This is a genomic window from Mucilaginibacter jinjuensis (assembly GCF_028596025.1).
GTDB classification, from domain to species: Bacteria; Bacteroidota; Bacteroidia; order Sphingobacteriales; family Sphingobacteriaceae; genus Mucilaginibacter; species Mucilaginibacter jinjuensis.
The window spans coordinates 1,728,299-1,750,148 of the sequence record NZ_CP117167.1; the positions used below are offsets into that span (position 1 = coordinate 1,728,299).

At 42.0% G+C, this 21,850-nt stretch carries 22 protein-coding genes; 9 read left to right on the forward strand and 13 right to left on the reverse strand.

The features are described from left to right. Positions 1 to 48 precede the first annotated feature (48 nt). Positions 49 to 792 (forward strand): HAD-IIB family hydrolase, encoded by a 744-nt coding sequence (locus PQO05_RS07885; protein WP_273632154.1) that lies wholly within the window; start codon positions 49 to 51, stop codon positions 790 to 792. 9 nt (positions 793 to 801) lie between these two features. Here the strand turns inward: PQO05_RS07885 and PQO05_RS07890 are convergent, their stop codons facing one another. The 8 genes from PQO05_RS07890 to PQO05_RS07925 all read right to left on the reverse strand — a co-directional run bounded on the left by PQO05_RS07890 (position 802) and on the right by PQO05_RS07925 (position 8,296). Next, on the reverse strand, positions 802 to 1,650 hold the full coding sequence (locus tag PQO05_RS07890; RefSeq protein WP_273632155.1) for a DUF4114 domain-containing protein: 849 nt from the start codon (positions 1,648 to 1,650) through the stop codon (positions 802 to 804). Positions 1,651 to 1,963: 313 nt separating this feature from the next. Further along, positions 1,964 to 2,872 carry a tRNA (adenosine(37)-N6)-dimethylallyltransferase MiaA gene (gene miaA, locus PQO05_RS07895; protein ID WP_273632156.1) on the reverse strand — a complete coding sequence of 303 codons (909 nt, stop codon included), beginning with the start codon at positions 2,870 to 2,872 and terminating at the stop codon, positions 1,964 to 1,966. Between the two features lie 42 nt (positions 2,873 to 2,914). After that, positions 2,915 to 3,583: an IS1096 element passenger TnpR family protein gene (locus tag PQO05_RS07900; protein ID WP_273632157.1), complete on the reverse strand. Its 669-nt coding sequence runs from the start codon at positions 3,581 to 3,583 to the stop codon at positions 2,915 to 2,917. 35 nt (positions 3,584 to 3,618) lie between these two features. Then, entirely contained in the window at positions 3,619 to 5,037 is a 1,419-nt protein-coding gene (locus tag PQO05_RS07905; protein ID WP_273632158.1) for a CCA tRNA nucleotidyltransferase, read from the reverse strand. A 67-nt stretch (positions 5,038 to 5,104) separates the two neighbouring features. After that, positions 5,105 to 5,671 carry an L-threonylcarbamoyladenylate synthase gene (locus PQO05_RS07910; RefSeq protein WP_273632159.1) on the reverse strand — a complete coding sequence of 189 codons (567 nt, stop codon included), beginning with the start codon at positions 5,669 to 5,671 and terminating at the stop codon, positions 5,105 to 5,107. After that, positions 5,664 to 6,776 (reverse strand): glycosyltransferase family 4 protein, encoded by a 1,113-nt coding sequence (locus tag PQO05_RS07915; protein ID WP_273632160.1) that lies wholly within the window; start codon positions 6,774 to 6,776, stop codon positions 5,664 to 5,666. Before PQO05_RS07915 ends, PQO05_RS07910 begins: the two co-directional genes overlap by 8 nt. A 203-nt stretch (positions 6,777 to 6,979) precedes the next feature. Next, complete coding sequence (locus PQO05_RS07920; RefSeq protein WP_273632161.1) at positions 6,980 to 7,798, reverse strand: 2,3,4,5-tetrahydropyridine-2,6-dicarboxylate N-succinyltransferase; 819 nt, start codon at positions 7,796 to 7,798, stop codon at positions 6,980 to 6,982. A 54-nt stretch (positions 7,799 to 7,852) separates the two neighbouring features. Then, complete coding sequence (locus tag PQO05_RS07925) at positions 7,853 to 8,296, reverse strand: hypothetical protein (protein WP_273632162.1); 444 nt, start codon at positions 8,294 to 8,296, stop codon at positions 7,853 to 7,855. A gap of 87 nt (positions 8,297 to 8,383) precedes the next feature. Here PQO05_RS07925 and PQO05_RS07930 point away from each other — a divergent pair, with 87 nt between their 5' ends. The 3 genes from PQO05_RS07930 to cls are packed head-to-tail and all read left to right on the forward strand — an operon-like array spanning position 8,384 to position 11,239. After that, positions 8,384 to 8,806, forward strand: coding sequence for an RNA-binding S4 domain-containing protein (locus tag PQO05_RS07930; protein ID WP_273632163.1), 423 nt, complete (start codon positions 8,384 to 8,386; stop codon positions 8,804 to 8,806). 49 nt (positions 8,807 to 8,855) lie between these two features. Continuing rightward, on the forward strand, positions 8,856 to 9,800 hold the full coding sequence (locus PQO05_RS07935) for a metal-dependent hydrolase (RefSeq protein WP_273632164.1): 945 nt from the start codon (positions 8,856 to 8,858) through the stop codon (positions 9,798 to 9,800). Next, complete coding sequence (cls, locus tag PQO05_RS07940; RefSeq protein ID WP_273632165.1) at positions 9,797 to 11,239, forward strand: cardiolipin synthase; 1,443 nt, start codon at positions 9,797 to 9,799, stop codon at positions 11,237 to 11,239. Before PQO05_RS07935 ends, cls begins: the two co-directional genes overlap by 4 nt. Positions 11,240 to 11,256: 17 nt before the next feature. Here the strand turns inward: cls and PQO05_RS07945 are convergent, their stop codons facing one another. Both PQO05_RS07945 and PQO05_RS07950 read right to left on the reverse strand, forming a co-directional pair. Further along, entirely contained in the window at positions 11,257 to 11,784 is a 528-nt protein-coding gene (locus PQO05_RS07945) for a DUF892 family protein (protein ID WP_273632166.1), read from the reverse strand. A gap of 88 nt (positions 11,785 to 11,872) precedes the next feature. Then, positions 11,873 to 12,961, reverse strand: a complete 1,089-nt coding sequence (locus PQO05_RS07950) for a winged helix-turn-helix domain-containing protein (RefSeq protein ID WP_273632167.1) — start codon at positions 12,959 to 12,961, stop codon at positions 11,873 to 11,875. 206 nt (positions 12,962 to 13,167) lie between these two features. Here PQO05_RS07950 and PQO05_RS07955 point away from each other — a divergent pair, with 206 nt between their 5' ends. The 5 genes from PQO05_RS07955 to PQO05_RS07975 all read left to right on the forward strand — a co-directional run bounded on the left by PQO05_RS07955 (position 13,168) and on the right by PQO05_RS07975 (position 20,070). Further along, positions 13,168 to 13,734, forward strand: coding sequence for a histidine phosphatase family protein (locus tag PQO05_RS07955; RefSeq protein WP_273632168.1), 567 nt, complete (start codon positions 13,168 to 13,170; stop codon positions 13,732 to 13,734). Positions 13,735 to 14,011: 277 nt separating this feature from the next. Continuing rightward, a complete protein-coding gene (locus PQO05_RS07960) occupies positions 14,012 to 14,230 on the forward strand; it encodes a hypothetical protein (RefSeq protein WP_273632169.1) in 219 nt (72 codons plus the stop codon). A gap of 201 nt (positions 14,231 to 14,431) precedes the next feature. After that, positions 14,432 to 17,554: a SusC/RagA family TonB-linked outer membrane protein gene (locus tag PQO05_RS07965; RefSeq protein ID WP_273632170.1), complete on the forward strand. Its 3,123-nt coding sequence runs from the start codon at positions 14,432 to 14,434 to the stop codon at positions 17,552 to 17,554. An 8-nt stretch (positions 17,555 to 17,562) separates the two neighbouring features. Further along, a complete protein-coding gene (locus PQO05_RS07970; protein ID WP_273632171.1) occupies positions 17,563 to 19,143 on the forward strand; it encodes a SusD/RagB family nutrient-binding outer membrane lipoprotein in 1,581 nt (526 codons plus the stop codon). A gap of 12 nt (positions 19,144 to 19,155) precedes the next feature. Continuing rightward, a complete protein-coding gene (locus tag PQO05_RS07975; protein ID WP_273632172.1) occupies positions 19,156 to 20,070 on the forward strand; it encodes a DUF4397 domain-containing protein in 915 nt (304 codons plus the stop codon). 107 nt (positions 20,071 to 20,177) lie between these two features. On the opposite strand, the gene PQO05_RS07980 is transcribed toward PQO05_RS07975, so the two are convergent. The 3 genes from PQO05_RS07980 to PQO05_RS07990 all read right to left on the reverse strand — a co-directional run bounded on the left by PQO05_RS07980 (position 20,178) and on the right by PQO05_RS07990 (position 21,776). Continuing rightward, a complete protein-coding gene (locus PQO05_RS07980) occupies positions 20,178 to 20,891 on the reverse strand; it encodes a DUF4397 domain-containing protein (protein ID WP_273632173.1) in 714 nt (237 codons plus the stop codon). A 130-nt stretch (positions 20,892 to 21,021) separates the two neighbouring features. Then, entirely contained in the window at positions 21,022 to 21,210 is a 189-nt protein-coding gene (locus tag PQO05_RS07985; protein WP_273632174.1) for a hypothetical protein, read from the reverse strand. A 65-nt stretch (positions 21,211 to 21,275) separates the two neighbouring features. After that, positions 21,276 to 21,776, reverse strand: a complete 501-nt coding sequence (locus PQO05_RS07990) for a GNAT family N-acetyltransferase (protein WP_273632175.1) — start codon at positions 21,774 to 21,776, stop codon at positions 21,276 to 21,278. Between the last annotated feature and the right edge of the window lie 74 nt (positions 21,777 to 21,850).

Consider the following 21,850-nt stretch of genomic DNA (forward strand, 5'->3'; position numbering starts at 1 on the left):
GCTTTATTATGCATTGATATAAGCGTATTACTGCGTTGTAATTGTAGAATGAAAAAACTTATCGTATTTGATCTCGACGGAACATTAGCCGAAAGTAAGGCTGCCATAGATGCTGACATGGCTAAACTGTTTAGCCAATTGTTGGATATCGCGCAGGTCGCCATTATTTCAGGAGGCGATTGGCCTCAGTTTGATAAACAGGTAATTGCCCATTTACCAGCCGGCGCTAAACTAAATAAACTCTCTATTCTGCCTACCTGTGGTACCAAGTTTTATCAATATGATGACTCGGAATGGAATAAATTATACTCAGAAAACTTTACCGATGCTGAGAAAAAAAAGATCGTTGACTCATTAAATAAAGCGGTGGAAGAATCGGGCTTTAAAGCAGGTAAAGTGTGGGGAGAGCAAATTGAAGACAGGGAAAGTCAGATCACGTTCTCTGCACTTGGCCAACAGGCGCCACTTGAACCCAAAAAGGCCTGGGACCCGGATTTCGCGAAGCGTAAAAAAATAAAAGCATTACTTGATAAACTGATTCCTGAATTTGCAGTTCAATTGGGCGGGGCAACCTCGATCGATATTACCAAACCAGGTATTGATAAGGCTTATGGGATACGGAAACTAAGAGATGTACTTCATATTGGTGTTGATGAAATGTTGTTTATTGGCGATGCTTTATTTAAAGGAGGGAATGATTATCCTGCATCAACCACTGGTGCTAAGTGTATTCAAACCAAAGATCCTGAAGAAACAAAGCATCTAATTGATACAATTATCGCATGCCTTTAATGTGAAAAGTTAGTTACGTGAATTGTCAACAGGCACAACATTAAGATTGGATATACTATTTTTGACATTACTGCTCACATAAAAAACTAGGTCGTTAAAATCATTGTCCGAAGAACCAGTTTGTCTGTTTCGGTCTTCAAAACCAATTAAAAAGAGCTGATCAATATCGTCATATAGCATGACCGAATGTCTTTTTAAACTAGTAGTTGTTTCAGGATTTAGTTTGTCTTGACTGTAAAATTTTTCATTGGTAATATTTACGTCATTTCCAGTCCATCCATTTGATATGAGCACGAAAGAAACTGAAGTACCTGGGCTAAATATTCCTAATTTAATCTTATTTCCAGGGGTTAAACTAGCGTTAGGGAAAATATACGTGATCTTATCCATCGCTCCGTTATCGCTACCGCCTGATGTTGAAACAGGAGGTTTTCCGGTTTGGTATGTATAATACGCTAATGTGTTTTTATTACTTGCGCCCTGAGACACGAAGGTTACATACAACTCTGATTTTACCGCGATGTTAATCGTATTAACATTTTCCGGTGACAGATATTGCGGATGTGAATCAAGTATTGAATTTGTGCTTGCAAAATTGAGATTTATTACAAAACGCAAAAAGCTGCTAAACAGATCATTTTTAGCTTCAAGATATACCGGCACACCTAAGGTTATAGGTGCCATAAATGCGTTTGTGGCCGTGTATCCATCTGGATATACATAATAAGTTGAATCATGAACAACAGTACTTATACTTGTTTGATCAGTTAATTTTATTGGGTTAAGGACCTCGCCCTTTTGGCAGGATGTTGAAACTGCCATCCATACAATTAAACCCAAAGTTGAAAGATTTTTCATAGAAATGGTGATCGATTTCTATGATTTACGGGTGGATTTAACGGGCTGGTTTTTTGAATAAATTAACCAAAGATTAAAGTACTGAGCGTTAAAAAAGATGTTTTATCTTTATAAAATACTGATAATTAAATTTTTATAAATTTAACATTGCTAATTTTTGATTGATTTTAACTTTTATTCACAATGTTCATTCGTTTATTGCTTTTGTATGCATAAAATGAACGAAATTGAAGATAGTGACCTTAAATTGCATAAACAATACCTAGGAAATGGGGTATAGAGTCCTATTGGATAGAGTATGATTAGAGTGTTACTATTGTGATAATAGCCGATCTGATAATTCAACCAAATTATCTGTACACGGGTTAGCCCAAACAATCTCTTTATCCTTATTAAACCATGTGAGCTGGCGTTTGGCAAATTGCCGGGTATGCTGTTTAATAAGTTCGATAGCGGTGTGCATATCAGTTTTATCATCAAAGTAATCAAAAAGCTCGTTGTAGCCTACCGTCTTCAATGCATTTACTTCGCGATAGGGGATAAGGTTTTCTGCTTCTTTAACAAGGCCCTCGGCTATCATCACATCTACTCGTTCATTGATCCTGTTATAGAGTTGCTCACGGGGCAGGTTTAAGCCTATCTTAACGATATTAAAAGGCCGCTGGCGGGTGCTTGCTGTACGGTATGAGGAAAAAGGCTTACCGGTACCCTCAAATACCTCTAAAGCTCTTATCAGGCGTTGTGGATTGTAGATGTCAACTTCAGAGTAGTACTCCGGGTCGGCAACTGCTAATTTTTGCTGGAGATGAGCAACCCCTTTTTCGGTAAGCTCAATATTCAGGCGTTCCCTAATTTCCGGTTCAACTGTGGGCAGGTTATCAAAACCTTCGCAAATGGCTTTAATGTATAAGCCCGATCCTCCCGCCAGAATAACCACATCATGCACTTTAAAAAGCTCATCAAGTAATTTTAAGCCTTCAGTCTCAAAATCACCAACATTAAAGTTTTCGGTGATGGAATGAGAATCTATGAAGTAATGTTTGGCTGCTGCCAGCTCATCGGGCGATGGCTTGGCGGTACCGATAGACATTTCTTTAAAGAACTGTCTTGAATCGGCAGATAGAATAACCGTATTGTAGTGTTTGGCTAATTTAATTGCAGCAGCCGTTTTACCAACAGCGGTAGGGCCGGCTACTACAATTAAAGTTTTATTGCTATTCATTTATAGGTTGATAAATGAACATCAGGTTCATTTACCGTATAATTAATAATCGTCGTGGCCGCCTTTGCGTCCGCCTCCAAATTCGTCGTCTTCAAAGCCGTCGTTGTCAGAAAATTCATTGCCGAATTCGTCTTCCTCTTCTTCATGGGTTTCTTCTTCCTCATCTACAGAACCACCCAAGCCTAAAGCAGGGTCTTTAACTTCAGAAAAGTCTTCGGCATCCTCAGGGTTAAATTCCATTTCGTTCAGGAAATCAAATTCTTCGCTGGTTGGCGGTATTACGGTTGTACCCAATACATTACCAAATTGTTTAGGCGCTTCACCAACGCTTTTAAACACACTTGGGTAAGTTAAACCCGGAGTTTCGTTAAGAATCTTCATTAATTCCACATGGAAATCAAATGGCCTGTCGAAATTAAAAGTGTAATAGAATTTTTGATGTGGATCGTCAATAAAGTTGCTCAGTTTCGAGTTTTCCATCAATGCTACACCACGATTAGTTTTACGCTCATTGGGCTTATAAGCAATTTCTTCACCTTTAGTCCATTGATCGTTACTTATATAAAATGAAGATGAATAATCGGGATTATAACCTGTTGCCTGGTGTATAGCCAGGTGCAATTCTTCAAAGGTTTGATTTGACTTTACATCTATCTCCCTTGAAATATCATCATAATCTTCAAATGTAACCTTGAATCTATATATAGCCATTTTGTGTCTTGTGGATTTTTGCCAAAAATAATACTTTAATTTAAAATTGTGTTTGCCACAACTTTTAAGCCAATTTGTTCGCCTTTTGAAATGGTGAACGCAATTGCGGCCTCACGGGTGTTAGGTATTTCGCCTTCCAGGATGGCTTCGCGGATCTGATTTTTGATGATGCCAACTTCCCGACCTTCCTTAATACCAAATAGTTGCATAATATCAACCCCCGTTACGGGTGGTTGCCAGTTGCGTAACTGATCGCGCTCCTCAACATCTTTTAATTTCTGCTGAACCAGCTCAAAATTGTTACGATACTTCTTAACCTTATACTCGTTTTTGGTAGTAACGTCTGCTTTACAAAGCATCATCAGGCTTTCAATGTCTTCGCCTGCCTCAAAAAGTAAACGCCTCACGGCCGAATCTGTAATCACATCCTGGGCCAATACAATAGGGCGCAGGTGTAATTGCACCAACTTTTGCACCAGTTTCATGTGTTCGTTAAGCGGCAGTTTCAGTTGGGCAAATATTTTGGGTACCATGCGCGCACCACGGTCTTCATGCCCGTGGAAAGTCCAGCCGTGGCCGGGCTCGAAACGTTTGGTAGCAGGCTTGGCAATATCATGTAATATAGCAGCCCAGCGCAGCCAAAGGTCGTGGGTATCAATTGTTATGTTATCCAATACCTGTAAGGTATGGTAAAAATTATCTTTATGGCCTTTGCCGTTAATGTACTCCACGCCGAACAGATTGGTCATCTGCGGAAAGATGATATGCAGCAAGCCTGTATCGAACAGGTAATTAAAACCGATAGACGGTTTGGGTGAAAGGATGATCTTATTCAGTTCGTCGGTAATACGTTCCTGTGATACGATCTTGATACGGTCTTTATTCAACTTAATAGCCTCAATCGCATTCTCCGCAATATCAAAATGCAACTGCGAAGCAAAACGTATGGCCCGCATCATGCGTAAAGGATCGTCAGAGAACGTCTCAGCCGGATCAAGCGGTGTGCGGATCAGTTTGTTCTCCAAATCAACAATACCCTCAAAAGGATCAATCAGCTGACCGAATGTATCCGGGTGAAGTGAAATAGCCAGCGCATTAATGGTAAAATCGCGTCGTTTCTGGTCATCATCCAAGGTGCCGTTCTCTACAATTGGCTTGCGCGAATCTGAGCGGTATGATTCTTTGCGTGCACCTACAAATTCTACCTCAACATCCTGGTAACGCAGCATGGCAGTACCAAAGTTCTTAAAAACCGAAAGCTTAACTTTTAGTGCAGTTGCTACCTGTTCGGCAAAATCTATCCCGTTACCTAAAATAACAATGTCGATATCTTTAGATGGACGGCCGAGGAAAATATCACGTACAAAACCACCAATGGCATATACCTGTAAGTTGCTTTTACCCGCAAGTTTAGAAATAATGGAAAATACAGGATGTTTAAGATGGTTCTTCATTCAAATACGTTGGCGCATGCCGCCGGGTACAAATTTAGTGATTATAGATTGGCTATAACAACACAAATTAGCGGCGCAGAAATTCAAAGCGGCCGGTTGGCTCTAAACGCATAATGGTTGATGGTTTGTTTTCAGACATATTGTGCTGATCAACATCCACAACATAATCCACCCCATTAATAATATCCTCACTTACAAAACCGAAATTCTTAGGCGAAGGTTCACCGCTGATATTGGCCGAGGTTGATACCAATGGCCTGCGCATACGTTGTATTAATTGCTGGCAAAATGGATGTTTACTCACCCGCAGGCCAACGCTTCCATCAGCAGCGATCAGAGCAGGAGATATGCCTTTAGCGCCCGGCATAACCAGTGTTAAGGGGTTTTCGGCAAACTCAATCAGGTCATAAGCCAGGGCAGGTACTTCGGCCACGTAGCGTTCCAGTTGATGGTCGGCATCGAGCAGTATAATCATGCTTTTCGCCTCATCGCGTTGTTTAAGGGCAAAGATCTTTTGTACAGCTTCGGTATTGGTAGCATCGCAGCCTATGCCCCAAATGGTGTCGGTAGGGTAAAGGATGATCCCACCTTCCTGAATTACTTTATAAGCTTTGGCTACTTCGTCTCTAAGCATGGTTTAATACGTTTTTATATAGTTCGGCATGCTGGGCAGCCAGTTTATCATCGGCAAAGTTACGCGAATATGCCAAACCTTTGGTAATCATATTTTGGCGAAGGTTTTCATCACTCAACACCTGCATAATTAAGCCTGCTAATTGAAACTCATTATCAGGGTCAGTATAAAGACTATCAGGGCCGCCTGCTTCTTCCAGGCATGATCCTGTTGCGCCAATTGCAGCTGCCCCAGAACATAGTGCTTCTAATATTGGTATGCCAAAACCTTCATACCTTGATGGATAAATAAAGCAGCCCGCTTGCTGATAAATGGCGGGTAATTCATCAAACTTTACTCCGTGTAGAAATATAACCCTATCGGTCAATTCGTGTTGATTGATATAGGCTTTTACTTCATCCAGGTAAGCAGTAGGTTTACCGACAACAACCAGTTTAATATTGGCAACCTGCCCTAAAGCTTTTACCAGTAACAATAAATTTTTACGTGGTTCAATGGTGCCTACATTAAGCAAGTATTTATCGGGCAGATTATATTTAGCTTTTACCGTTTGTTTTTGCTCCGCAGTTTGTTCTGTTTTGAAGGAGGCATCGCAGCTTTGATAAATGATCACAATTTTTGAAGGATCGACATTTAGCAGCTCCACCAAATCATCTTTAGTTTTCTGACTTATGGCAATAATCTTATCTGCAGCGCGGCAAGCCACCACAAGCTTTGCCTTGTAGATGTACCGGTTTATCCAGCTGAAATATTGGGGGAAACGCATGAAAATAAGATCGTGCACCGTAACTACAGAACGGATCCCCCAGCGTTCAATACCAATAGGCAACTCATGACTAAGGCCGTGATAGAGCTCAATACCATCGCGCCTTAAATCGTACAAAATACCACTGGTGCGCCAACGAGAAGTAAAGAATTTTAATTTGGGACTTTTAGTCTGCGTAGACTGAGGTGGAGTATAAATACCCGGCTTAACCTTGGGTGTATAAAGGAGGTATTCATTTTCGGGGTAATACTTAACCAGCGCATTAATAAGCCACCTGCTGTAGTTGCCCAAGCCGGTACGGTTTAAAAAAGCGCGTTTAGCATCGAAGCCGATCTTCATTATTTAATGATAGAAGGAGTGAATGATAGAATGAGTGTTTATATTCACTCATTCTGTCATTCATACCAATTGATTTTAAATTCTAATAAAAGAAAAACGTCATTGCTTCGTTTCTTGCAATGACGTTCTTTTTGTTTTTGAGTTAGTTAATGATAGCGAGTTAAATATTCACTCATTCTATCATTCACTCATTCAAAATTAATTTACACCGCCACATTATTCTCTCTCAATGCATCATTAAGGGAGGTTTTTTTGTCGGTTGATTCTTTACGTTTACCGATGATCAGGGCGCAAGGCACCTGGTAGTCACCGGCAGGGAATTTTTTGGTATATGAACCAGGTATAACTACCGAACGTGACGGTACATAACCTTTATATTCAACGGGCTCTTCGCCGGTTACGTCAATAATTTTGGTAGATGCGGTTAATACTACGTTTGCACCCAGTACTACTTCGTTCTCTAAACGTACACCTTCTACCACGATAGCGCGTGAACCCAGGAAACAGTTGTCGCCGATAATAACCGGGGCAGCCTGAACCGGCTCTAACACACCACCGATACCAACACCACCGCTTAGGTGTACATGCTTACCTATTTGTGCGCATGAACCCACAGTAGCCCAGGTATCAACCATGGTACCTTCGCCTACATAAGCGCCAATGTTTACATAAGATGGCATCATGATTACGCCCGGAGCTAAATAAGCACCATAACGTGCAATACCATGAGGCACCACACGAACACCGGTTTTTTTGTAGTCGGTTTTCAATTTCATTTTATCATGGAAGACGAACGGACCAACTTTAATTTCCTCCATTTTCATGATCGGGAAATACATCAATACCGCTTTCTTAATCCATTCGTTTACATGCCAGCGGCCTGCAATGCACTCGGCAACACGGGCTTCACCCTTATCAAGGCGGGCAATGATGGTTTCAATAGCGTTGATATAGTCGTTTTCACTTAGCAGGGCACGGTCTTCCCAGGCTTGTTCAATAAGTTCTTTTAAATCTAAATACATGATAAAAATTTTCGCAAAGTAAAGGTTTTTTAAGCAAAATTATGGCCTAAAAAGCTATTTAACAGGCAATATTCCTTTTGGGGCGTAAGCATATACAAAATACACAATTATAAGGCAAATTGCTAAAGATATAGCCAAAGGCTTCATAATGCTTTTAGGGTAATAATCGCTCTCCGGGAAATATTTGTTGAAAAAATATTCGGTTAATATAGCAGCGCCAATGCCGTTAAATACAATGGCAGCTATACTGGCTTGCATACCAATATAAGCCGTCAGCAGGCTGCCTATAAAAGTATATAACAGAGAGAACAGCAAAACCAGGTTCGCTTCTTTTCTGTAACCTGCCGATCTTAAATTACTCATCAGGAGCACGCCACCAAAAATGGTAGAGAAGAATATAGAAAATCCCCAGATAGCCCGTTTAGAGTAAATCTCAATATCGTAATTATCCTCGCTTTGCGAGTCTTCTGTATAGTCGTCGTTTTCTTTTAATTCCATTAGTGCAAATATAATTTAAAACAAACACTTGCTGCTGTGCAAATTATTTAGCCATTTTGTATTTCTGTTTATACAGAGTTAATATTTATGGCAGAGAAAGAGAAATTACGAATAGATAAATACTTGTGGGCTATCCGCATTTTTAAAACACGTACCCTGGCATCCGATGCTTGTAAGGCAGGACGTGTGAAATTGGCGGGACAAAACATCAAACCTTCGCACGAAGTAAAGCTGAACGAGGTATACAATATATCTAAAGGCCCCGAACGCAAAGTGATAATGGTAACCGGTTTACTGGAGATGCGTGTTGATGCCAAAACAGCTGTGAACTACTACGAAGACCAAACCCCGGTTGAAGACCGTGCAGGTTTCCAATCGATGTTCCAGGCACCACAGTTAAGGCGCGACCGTGGCGCAGGCCGCCCCACCAAACGCGATCGCCGTGAAATTGATGATCTGCAGCAGGACTTTTTCGAGAAAAATACGAACAGCGAGCATAGCGACGAATAACATTAAGCTGACCAGAAACAATAACCCAATTTAAACCTTTGATATTTTAATGGATTCATTGACCCACCTTACGCTTGGCGCTTGCACAGGTGAATTACTCCTGGGCAAAAAACTGGGTAAGAAAGCCATGCTCTGGGGAGCCTTTGCCGCCAACCTGCCGGATATTGATACCGTAGCAGGTTTTTTTGTGCATGGCGACAGGGCGCTGATGATCCACCGGGGAATAACCCACTCGTTGCTTTTCGCTGTAATTATAGGGCTGCTTCTCGCTTTTCTGGCGAAACGCATTTACCCTAAAATTGAAATGCGAAGCCTGGTCTTCTTTTTTTTGTTCCAACTTATCCTGCATGATTTGCTGGATACCTGTACCAATTATGGTACCGGTTTGCTCGAGCCCTTTAGTCATGCCCGTTTCTCGATAGAGGTGCTGTATGTGGCTGACCCATTGTTTACCATTAGTTTGCTTATTGCTTCGGCTTATTTAATATGGGGCCGTCGTAAACGCAGCCAGTGGGCGGCTATAGCTATAATTATTTCGGGTATTTATTTAGGCATTGCAAGTGTTGGTAAGCTTTATATCGATAGCAAAACCAAAGCAACTCTGAGTACACCTGCGCCATTTACTTCCTTATTATGGTATTGCATCATTAAAACGGATAAAGGCTATTATACAGGGTATCAATCTGTATTTGATCATACGCCTATCAGTTATGGTTTTTATCCACAAAATGATTCACTACTTAAAGAACCACAGCCAGATTTAAAAGCCTTTGCCGATGAATATTACACCATCAGTCAATCGCATAACCAGTTATATTTTAATGTGCTTCGCTTCGGCCAAATACAAGGTTGGCAAAACAATATGGCGCCATTTGCATTAAGTTACCCGGTGAACAGCACGGGCGACGAAAATATGATTATCCAAAAAGGCCGCTTAAGCGGGTGGAATAAAACTTCTATCAAACAATATTTAGAAAGGATAGCAGGTAAATGAACTGGTATTTATTAGGCAGTATAGCTTACGTGTTACTAACTATTTTTGTTTGCCTCCGCGTACTTTATGATATCCGTTCAACCACCAAAACGTTTGCTTACCTGTTGGTTGTTATTTTGTTGCCGGCAGTAGGTATTGTTATTTATTTTGCAGTGGGTGCAAATTACCGCAAGAATAAGATCTACAATAAAAAGATAATTAACGATAGTAAGCTTTGGGCCGATATCCGGAAACGCATTGTCCACGAGTCTGAAAAAACATTGGATACGGGTGAGCAGGAAGTTAAACTGCACAAAAAATTGGCGCACCTGCTGCTGAATGATAACAGCCCCCTAACCGGCGACAACGAAGTTAAGTTGTTGTTGAATGGTGAGAATAAATTCCCCGAACTGATTGATGCCCTAAAGACAGCAAAGCATCACATTCATATCGAATATTACATTTTTGAGAATGATAATATCGGTAACCAGATTAAGAATATCCTGATCCAAAAGGCAGCCGAGGGCGTAAAAGTGCGCTTTATTTATGATGACTTTGGCAGCCGGTCTATACACAGGCAATTTGTAAAGGATATGATTGAAGCGGGAGTGGAGGCGTATCCGTTTTATAAGATCTGGTTTATTGCTTTATCAAACCGTACCAATTACCGTAATCACCGTAAGATTGTAGTTATTGATGCTAATACCGGGTTTGTTGGCGGCATAAATGTAAGCGACCGTTACATTAACGATAACCCTAAACAATTATTCTGGCGCGATACGCACGTAATGATTAAAGGCCCGGGCGTGTACTATTTGCAATACCTGTTTATTGGCGACTGGAATTTCTGCGCCGATCAGCGGTTGCCTATAACAGAAGAGTATTTTACTTATACACAAAGCAAAAAAGGCAAAGCCATTGTACAGATTGCAGCCAGCGGCCCCGATTCTGATACGCCTACCATCATGTTTACCTTGTTGGAAACGATTGCCATGGCACAGGAAGAGTTGCTGATTACCTCGCCTTACTTTATACCCGGTGATAGCGTGCTCGATGCACTATGTATTGCCGCTATGAGCGGTGTAAAGATTAAACTGCTGGTGCCACACCATTCAGATTCTAAATTGGTAAATGCTGCTGCGCGTTCTTACTATCGCGAAATAGTGAATGCCGGCGTAGAGGTATATCTGTATAAAAAAGGCTTTGTGCATGCCAAAACCATAGTAGCCGATGGCCAGTTGGCCATTGTGGGTACAGCTAATATGGATCACCGCAGTTTCGAACTTAATTTCGAAGTCAACAGCATGATTTATGATAAAGCTATTGCTACAGAATTAAAGGAAGCTTTCTTAAATGACATTAAAGATGCGATGCTGATCGACCCACAAAAATGGGAGAACCGGAGTTTGGTAAAGCAACTGCCCGAGAAATTGTGCCGGTTGTTGTCCCCGCTGTTATAAGCATGGTTTTCCAGCTATCAGTTAATGTACTCTTTCGAAATCAGTTCGTAAAGCTCTTTACTGTCTTTAGCCATATCCAGGTTTTGCTTAAGTAAAAGCCGCATATCATCTTGCGGTAGCGATTCAGCAATGTCGCAAAGAACCTTATAACACGAAATTTCCAGGCTTTCAACCGCATTTAAATAGCAAAGCATCGATAGGTCGGCTTCCAGTTTAGTCATGCCATCGGCTTTAATGGCTACATAAGCTTCGATAGTTAAAAAACGTACACCAAGGCATTGCTGCGGCGAATAATCTTCTTCAATAATTTTATAGATTTCCTGCATACGTAACAACTGCAGTTTAATATCATCTACCTGCTCCAGTATGGCATGTTTAAGATCGTTAAATGATGCGCTTTCGGCCATGATGGGCAGGTTATCAACCAGGTATTGGCGTACGCAATAAATGTTGCTGAGCTGCATGATAAAAACTTTCTTTAACGATGCTTCATCCATTTTAAGATGGCCGTTAAATAGCCGCATGTTCGATTTGTTCGAAGACATAATTGAGGGGTTGATAAAGTGTAATGTGAAGCGCGTAATAAAGATAGTCTAATTTATCGACAATGGGTTTGGGTTTTCTTGTTGAATGTCAGGTAAGCGCACCCATGATGTTTTTTACATAAGCATCATTGTTTGATTTGTTGATGACGACATCGCGGCACTGATTAAATTGAACAAAATTCTTAAGCGCATCAACCAGCTTGTCGATTTGTTCGCTACTTAACTCCACCGGCTCAAAATGGAGGTTGTGGACGATCAATGTTTTCTGTTTCCGGTCGGCTTTCGAATCCATCCGGGCTACAAAAGTATCACCAATCAATATCGGCAATGAGAAATAGCCATACTTGCGTTTGGGTTGGGGCACAAAGCATTCTATCTGGTAATCGAAATCAAAAAAATCGCGTAAGCGGTGCCTGAACACATTTAGCACATCGAATGGAGAAAGAATAAAAGCATCGCCAGAAAGTTTTATCTCTTGATCCTTATTAGCAGCCAGGATATAAAGGGGAGGTGTTTTAAGCCCGTCGATGGCAATGGTGCAAATTTCGCCCTCTGTTACCATTTTCCCTAACTCCTGTTTTATCAGGTTATTCTTCATGTAACGGGAGCGCCAGTTCATCTCTTTAACCTGGGCTATGCCCAATGCCTGCAAAGTGCGCCTGATGATATGCCTGGCAAACTCCTCGGGGGCCGGCGTGGCGGTATTAAGATCCTCCGGGATTAAATTTTCGGGCAAGTCATATAATTTCTTAAAGTCTTTTTTTCGGGTGGTCATCAATCTGCCATCGAAGTATAAACGCTCGAGTGCCATTTTAGCCGGCCGCCAATCCCACCAACCCGAGCTTGCTTCCTGCCGGTCGTTCTCAAAATCAGTTATCATAAGTGGGCCTTCGCGTGCAATCCTGTCCAGCACATTATCCATCAAATTAACCTCGGCCTTTGTAATAGGTTTCCTGTTAATGCTGAAGCTTTCTTTCACCGGCAGCGAAAAGCGAAAATCGTGCATGGGCATAAAACCCGAATCGGCCATAAAAAATTCGAAGATCCTTCCCTCTGCCTGCAAGTCATAAAGCCAATTGGGCTCATAATCAGGTATCCGTGATGCAAGTGTATGGTGGTGGGCACGCTCAACCACATAATTGGTATCAATCTGGATAAAACCAAGATGGTCAATCACCCGGTAAACGGCCTCGGGCCTGTACCAAATTGTGCACTTTGAGCCAGGCCGGCCGCATGGATAATAATTTTTCGGGCTTCTGATTTGCTGAGTAAAAGCGGATTCATGTTGTGAGTTAAAATAATAAATATCCTGTTATTGTTCTTTGTTTAAACAATAAGTTGTTTTATTTCTTTATCCCTACATTAGCTTATATCCTCAATCCTATGTTAAGAAAAATCTGTTTAAGCACACTGTTTATTGCTTTTTTAAGCATTCCTTTTATCGGTTTCAGTAAAGGTGGTGCCGATCGTACTGCTTTGCGTATTATACTGATAAGACATGGCGAAAAGCCCGCCGATGGCGATAATTTATCATGCGCCGGTTTTAACCGTTCTGTTAAATTGCCTGCTGTGTTGAAGGCCAAGTTTGGCATCCCGGATTACATTTATGTACCCGCACCATCAACAGGTAAGCATACCTCAAACTGCCGTATGCTGCAAACCATTTTGCCTTTTGCAATTAAAAATAATTTATCCATCAACACTGCCTATACAGTTGACGCCACCGACCTGCTGGCAAAAAAAATACGGAAACAGACAGGCACCATCTTCGTGGTATGGGAGCACAAACAACTGGGCGACATCATAGAGTTGCTTGGCCTTAAAAGCCTCCCAGCCAAATGGAGCGCAGATGATTATGACAGCATTTACATTATCACTTATCCAAAAAACAAAGCAGTGCTAACGGTTGACAAGGAAGGTATTACACCTGAGGCTGACTGCGGTTTTTAGAGTTTGCCTACTTTTTAGTCATTTTGTAATTAAATTCTTACATATTAAAATTATCTTAAAAAAATGTTTATTCATCCATTTTGGCATTTTTGTATACTTTAATGGCAATTTTATTAACTGGTTATAGCTGAATTTTGCTTCCGACAAACGGTATTGTAAACTATAGTAAACTAATCCAGATTATTAATCGTTAATAAATTACCTGTGATATAGTTCATGTGTTTTTGATACCCCGTCAATTTACATCGCCATTAGGCGTATTTTAAAATGCATCTTAATGAAGTTTTTAGCTCATCTACCTATTTACACTTACGTATCATTTATCATTATCACACTTTTAGCCTACCACTCTGTACAAGCCAAAAAGCTATCTAAAAAACTCAAAGGCAGCGGCCGCTCTACCGAAATAATGAAATGGGAAAACAGAAAAGAGTATTGCTATATGGGCATATCTTTTTTATTCCTGGTTACCGTTTTTATGGTGCTTATAAAATAATTAAGGGTATAGCGTACTCATCATTATTTTGAAAAATGAGTTATGCAGACTACCTGAATTAATAAGTATAAATCAATAAGAGGAGTAATGCTTACGGGCAATAGTTGATCTCATAAATCAATTATCGACATACTGCAACCTATATATTAACTTAACGTATAACAAGAGATAGTTAAATTTCTGTTAAGTTAAATATTGTATATGAAGAAAACTTTACTCTTGTTTCTTCTGGTAAGTTATTGTTGTGCCATGCAGGTTATGGCGCAGGTGCAAACAATAACAGGTACAGTTACCGCCAGCGACGATGGGGCTGCCTTGCCGGGCGCCACCGTGAAAATTAAAGGCACCAACACAGCTGTAAGTACCGATGTTGGTGGTAAATACAGCATCAAAGCTTCGGCCGGGCAAACACTGGTTTTTAGCTTTATAGGTACCATAAGTACCGAGCGTGTAATTGGGTCACAAATGCTGATCAATGTACAGTTACAATCCGACGTACAATCGCTAAAAGAGGTTACCATTGTTAATACCGCTTTCGGCGTGAAGCAGGAAAAACGCGATCTAACTTCATCGGTACAGGTGGTAAAAGGTGCAGATATTCAGCAAACACAACGCGAAAACTTCTTAAACTCCTTACAGGGCCGTGTAGCTGGCGCAACAGTTACCAGTACAAGCGGCCAGCCGGGTGCTTCTTCATCTATTATTTTACGTGGTATCACCTCAATCGGTGGCAACAACCAGCCTTTGTTTGTGATTGATGGTATCCGCGTAAATAATAATGCGATGAGCCAGAGTTCGCTCACCTCAAATGGCGACAACCGCCGGTCTGACTATACCAACCGTATAGCAGATATTAACCCCGATGATATTGAAAACGTGACTGTATTAAAAGGGGCGGATGCTGCTGCCGTTTATGGTTCTGATGCTGCTGCCGGTGCCATTGTAATTACCACCAAAAAAGGTAAAAACGGCGCCAGCGCTATCACTTACGATAATTCTTTCGCTTTTTCGAACGAATACCGTTTTCCTAAAATACAGGATGTTTATGGCCCGGGTACCGATGGCCATGCAGATCCCTTAAAGCGTACTGCATTTGGTCCTGCTTATGCACCCGGTACGCAAACCTATAATAACCTGCAGGATATTTTCCAGACTGGTTTTTCTCAGCAACATAATTTAGGGATAGAGGGAGGAAGTGATATTGCAACCTATCGTGTATCTGCCGATTATCGCCACACTGGTGGGGTTTTACCTGTTGAGTATAACAACAAGCTGTCTTTACGTTTTGCAGGTACGGCAAAACTATCGCCAAAACTGAATAGTAGTGCAACTTTCAACTACTTTAATATTGATAACCGCAAGCTTAATAAGGGTAACTCGGGAACCTATATAGATGCATTGGCCTGGCCAACTAATGATGATGTAAGAAACTATACTAATCCCGATGGCACCCGCCGAACTTTACTACCCGCAACAACTAGTTTAGCCGATAACAGCATTGACTTTGATAACCCGTTATGGGATGCGCACAACAACATTAGCCGCGATAAAACCAACCGCATGATTGCCAATGTTGATTTAAGTTACGACCCGTTTAGCTGGTTAAATTTAAGAGGTCTGGTAGGGGTAGATTTCTACACCACTAATGGTAATAACCTGTTGAGCCAGTACAGTTCATCGTATCAAAACTCGGCATTAAACAGTTTTGCTTCTACAAGCGGTATCTCGTCGGGTGGTATTATTGATAATTATAATGATAATAACCTGTTGACCAACGAATCGTTCTTCGCCACTTTTAATAAGAACTTTGGCGATTTCAGGACAACGCTTGCAGCAGGTGCCGAGGTTTATGATGGCCGCGACCAGATCAATGGTTTCTATGGAGAAAAGTTCCTTCAGCCCGATTTCAATACCATTAACAATACCACGCCTACCACCCAGCGCAGTTCGAGCAATATGTACGAAACCCGCCGTGTGGGTGAAATTGCCAGGTTAAATGTGGTTTGGAAAGACATGGTGATCTTGAATGCCACCGGCAGAAATGATTATTCGTCGCGCCTGGTAGGTTCACCAAAATCTAACTTCTTTTACCCTTCGGTAGGGGCGGGTTTCATCTTTACCGAGCTGCCTTCGTTAAAAGATAACAAGGTTTTAACCTATGGTAAGTTAAGGTTCTCTTATGCATCGGTGGGTAAAGACCCTGGTATGCCTTATGTTATTAAATCGAGCTTATTGCAGCAAACCACAACCGGTGGCGGCTACGCTTACGATGTAACCGGTAACAATCCGAATTTAAGGCCGGAGATTGATCACCAGATGGATTTTGGTGCCGAGTTCCAGTTCTTTGGCGGAAGATTGGGTGCCGATTTCAGCGTTTATGAGTACAAGGCTACCGACCAGATCTTTAACCCGAGGATCAGCTACGGATCGGGTTATGTAATTGAGTATGTAAACGGTGGCGAGATCCGTAACCGTGGTTTCGAGGCACAATTAACAGGTATCCCGGTTAAAACCACAAATTTTAACTGGAACACCTATGTAAACTTTACGCTGAACCGTGGTAAGGTTATTAACCTGGGCGATTTGCCGGAGTATTATAACTCGGATACTTGGGTATATGCCAATGCAAGGGCAAGTATTTTCCCCGGCAGCAGTTTAAGTAACATTGCTGCTTACAGTTATGCACGCAACAATAAAGGTCAGATACTGATTGACCCAAGCAGTGGTCTGCCTATCTCCAACAACACCTTTGTAACCGTGGGCGACAGGCAGCCTAAATTCACCATCGGTTTTGGTAACAACTTTAATTATAAAGCCTTTAACCTGTCGTTCCTTTTCGATATCCGAAAAGGCGGCGATGTGTTTAACGGCAACGAACTGTTCCTGACCCGTTACGGGTTGAGCGAACGTACCGTGAACAGGCAAACCCCTATTATTGTACCCGGTGTATTGAAAGATGGCAACGAAAACTCGGCCAACCCAACTGCTAATACTATCCAGATTACACCTTACAACCAAAGTACCTATTATAGTACTGCAATTGAATCTGACTTTGTGGAGCACGATATTAATTGGGTGAAGTTGAAGGATATTACCCTAAGTTACACCTTCCCGGCTAAGATGCTCGAGCACCAAAAAGTGTTTAAAGCAGCCAGCATATTTGTTACGGCTACCGATGTATTTATGATCACCAATTACTCTGGTGCCGACCCAGATGTGAATGCCAATAACTCATCAACCACAGGTTCGGGCTCAGGTGGTTTTGATTATGGCACGGTGGCTACCCCACGTACAATTTCTTTCGGTGTAAGAGTAAAACTATAAGCAGATCAATGATGAAAAAGATAATATTATCCATAACTACACTGCTTACTTTATGCATGGCAAGCAGTTGTAAAAAATATATAGATATTAATACCAACCCTAACGCGCCAACTATAGTTGATGCCAGTAGCATACTGCCGCCAATGCTGGCCGGTATGGCAAGGGGTAACTGGTACGATAGCCGTTATGTTGGGCAGTATGCGCAAATCTGGGCATCGCCAACGGCTAACAATGTTTGGGATCAGGAAGGTTACGTACCGGCATCAGATTCGGGCGGCGAAATGTGGCGTACCGTTTATTTCAGCCTTGGCCAAAACATAAACGTAATGTGGCAGGATGCCATCCCTAATAAAAAATACGATTATATAGCCGTTGGTTACGCATTACGTGCCTGGGGCTGGCAAACAGGGGGCGACCTATACAACAACATGATTGTTAAGGAAGCCTTTGATCCAACCCGCCTGACCTTTGATTACGATACCCCCGACTATGTATATGCCGAAGCTGTAAAAGATTGTCGTTTAGCGCTGCAATATTTCAGGCAGGCTATTGCTGCAGACGGATTAAACGTATCAACCACTTTAGCCAAAGGCGATTACATGTATGCCGGTGACCGCTCTAAATGGATCAAATTTATTTATTCGATCCTGGCGCAAAATGCTTTGCATCAGAGTAATAAATCAACCTTTAATCCCGATCTTGTAAAAACTTATGTTGACAGTTCATTTGTAAGCAATGCTGATAATGCAAGTGTACAATGTACCGGTTCACAATCGGGTGATTCTAATTTCTGGGGAACAGCGAGAAACAATTTAAGCTCTTTCCGCCAGTCAGATTACATGGTCCGTTTATTAGATGGCCGCATATTTACTGGCTCGAGTACCCCTAATAATACGATAGATCCGCGCCTGCCTTTATTGCTTACCGCAAGCAAGGATGGCGTTTATCGCGGTGTAGTTGCACCATTGGGTGATCCTAACTCGGCCGATGCCAATACATCTATACCTTATTTATGGGGAACCGCTTCTGTACCAATTGCAGGAACGCTTACCAAATACATTTTTAATGATAATTCGCGCGGTGTACTAATGACTTACCCCGAACTGCAGTTTATGGCGGCAGAAGCTTTGTATAAAAAAGGAGATTTGCAAAACGCTTATAACTATTATAAAAAAGGCATTTTAGGTAGCCTCGATTTTGTGAGTAACCCGCCAATTGCAAGTTCATTAACCGGTACCCAGGGTTATATCCCTACCGCTGCTATTAACAATTATATGGCAAGCGCCTGTGTAAGGCAATCGGCTGCTACGTTGCAGCTCAGCGATATTTTACAGCAGAAATTTATCTCGCTGTTTGTATGGGGCGCATTTGAAGCATGGGCAGATGAACGCAGGTATGGTTATGATCCAACCATTTTTCAGGGCTTTACCATACCGAGTACTTTATATCCTGATAATGCAGGCAAGCAGGTGTACCTGTTAAGGCCACGTTACAATTCGGAGTACATCTGGAACATACCGGCTTTACAGGCTATCGGCGCAACAGCACCAGATTATCATACCAAAAAACCATGGTTTATTTTACCATAAAACAGCACAGCAATGAGAAAAATATATAAAACGCTCGGCCTGCTTATGTTAACCCTGGCAGGTTGTACCAAAAACGAGATCACTCAGATCAATAACCCGGCAACGGGTGCACAGATTAGGCTTATCCATGCGGCGCCGGGGGTGCCTGCGTTGGATGGCTTCATCAACAATACTAAAGTAACACCCCTAACTGTTTATTCGGTTACAGATAATGCTATCCCCACATCCATTACAACAGGGTATAGCTATCTGTATATATTCCCGGCCAGTAATTATTCGGTTGTGCCTTCGGGGGCAACCAATATTAAAATTGTGGCTGCTACACCTGTACCAGCTTTAAAAAGCACGCAAACCGTAACCCCGGGTACGACAGTAGGCACTATAACCCAGGCCACAACTGATGGGTCAGCCTATTCTGTATTTACTATGGGCCTACCCGGTGCAACAACAAATGGATTAACTACGCAAATTGTGCAGGATAAATTCCCTGCCGGGGATGCTACCAAAGCGTATGTACGCCTGGCCTACATGATACCCAATGGCACCCCTGTAGATCTGGCCGGTACTTATACACCAACCGGTGGTGCTGCTACTACCAAAACGCTTACAACAAATACAGCGTATAGTACAGTAACCGATTTTGTGCCTGTTGATCTGGCAACTAGTAGTACTACCAATTATACATTTCAGATGTATTTAGCCGGTACTACTACTAAGTTGGGCGCAGTATCTGCTGCTATTGCACTGGCACCCGGCCGTTACTATACCATTATTGGCCGCGGACTTGCTGCCGATTATGCCGTACCGGGAACTACCATCACACTTAAAGCCAGCGCCCGGCCAACCTTGCCGGTGACTGACCCTACAACCAAGTATCCGGAGATATATTTTAACCCACCGGGCATTACTTATTATGTGAATAAGTAGTAGAGCACTAACTGAGATCTCAACAAAAAAGAGGCAGTCATTTGGCTGCCTCTTTTGCTTTATAGGTTGCTGGTCATCTCTATCGGGATGAAAGTTTTCTTGTCTCCTTAGTAATAGAAAACATTGTTCTGAATATGCGCACTCAACTTGGTTTGGTCTGTAGCGCCACTGATGCCTTGCAACCAGACGGTGTATAAACCGTTGATGATTTTAATATTACTCAAAGTAGCAAGCACAGTGTTAGTACCTGTTTGGCGGATCTCGAAATTGTAAGCTGAATTGACCGGTACTGTAACAAATCCTGAATAACCTTTATAGCTTTTGTTAGATACCAGTACATTGCCGCCTGTAATGGCAAGGTCTGTAGCTGGCGCATTTGGGCTAAGGTTAATAAAACGAATAGCCGCCATGCCTGCTGCTGGTTGTTTGATGGTATCGGTTAATAAAACTAAATCTGGCTTGCTCACCAGGTTGGCTAAGAAAACCGAATACAAGGTTTTGTCTTTTAGCGTTGCGGTGTCTGATACGATCTTATTGCCGCTTGAATAAAAGATAAGGTTACGTTTACCGGTATAGGCCCGGATATAATCCTGGCTGTTTCCGCTGGTAATTGAATAAGGAGCGGTGCGGTTCTGGTCTAAAAAGAAGTCTACACCTTGCGCATCTGGTGATGCATTGATAGCCGATATTAAGGCAACCGGCTGCTGGGGTACATAATCATCATTGTGGTTTTTTAAACAGGATGAAAACGACACTGCCGCAATAACGGCTACCCCGGTCACACAAGCCCATCCTTTTAAATTTTGTAATAGCTTTTTCATAAAATTGATAATTGTATATATAAGCCTTTACGTACGGCGCATGGCAGATGCTACTCCGTATTGATACTTTTTAAGCAACAACAATTTTAACCCGGAATGGATTGATGGGAAAGTGTTAAATATCAGCAGATTATTTCTTCTCGCCGTTTTCTTCTTTACGCTCGCTATCCTCTAATTCGCCCCTGCGGTTTACCACATAGCGCGACCGCATATAGGTTTGTTGTATGTGCCTAGATTGATTACCTCCTGATCTGCGCCCACCTGTTAATGGTATAATAAGAAAAGCGAGAATAACAGAGATTTTAAGAAAGGTCATCATACGCAGCCCTGATTTATGTGGATAATAAATAATAGGGGTACTTTATAAAAATAGGCTTTTTAGTATCAAATGCGCTTTTCGTAGCAGAAAAATCTTAGTCCAGGGCGTTTAGCCAAACCAATTTCTCCGCTGTAGGTATAGCCCAGTTTTGGGAAAAGTGCCTGTGTTGCCTGGTTTTCGCTATTGGTATCAACACGTAAAATGGTAATGCCACGTTGCAGGGCAACAGTTTCGGCTTGTTGCATTAAGGCTTTGGCAACGCCTTTGCCCTGGTAATCGGGGTTAACGGCAATGCGGTGGGTAACAATGGCAGGTTCGGTAATATCCCACCCGGCATCGGTATACTCAGGGTCCTGATCGGTGGTTATAGCGCTTACACCTGCAACAGCGCCGTCGATATCGGCTACCCACAACTGGCTTAGCTCAATATCCTTATTAAATACTTGCGGGTTAGGATAATCATCGCCCCACTGGTAATTACCTGCTGCACGCATCAGGGGTACAACTTTGGCAATCATTTGCATTATGGCAGGTACATCGGCAGTGGTGGCAAGTCTTATAAGCATGGCGGCAAATATCGGTTTTGTGGGTAAAAAATCTAAAGCGCATTTGTCAATACACTGCAATAGCTTGTGCACCA